The organism is Monashia sp. HAY1-2A (assembly GCF_056755315.1).
The window spans coordinates 1-282 of sequence record NZ_JBNDHY010000366.1; the positions used below are offsets into that span (position 1 = coordinate 1).

Consider the following 282-nt stretch of genomic DNA (forward strand, 5'->3'; position numbering starts at 1 on the left):
GAATTCACTGGGGTAGATTTCGGCGATCCCCTCAGCCAAGCCAGCAAAGCCCTCATGGCGTAGCTCATCCAGGGTCATGGAGGTGACGGGCAGTGCGGTTGCGGCACCGGCGAACTCCCTTACGAGGAGGCTGAGCCGCTGGTGGGCGTCGCGCACCGGTACCCGCCCGGCGTCGGCGTCCGCTGCGGTTGCCTCAATCGCTTCCAGGCAGCGCGAACGCATTGTCTCCAGGTCCGGTTGATCGCTCATCCGCCCGGCGGACTTGAGTGCCCGGTGTGGCCG

At 66.7% G+C, this 282-nt stretch carries 1 pseudogene; it reads right to left on the bottom strand.

Annotated elements, in window-relative coordinates:
* Positions 1–249, bottom strand: a pseudogene (locus ACPYOM_RS22315) (hypothetical protein); the annotation flags it as partial.
* Between the last annotated feature and the right edge of the window lie 33 nt (positions 250–282).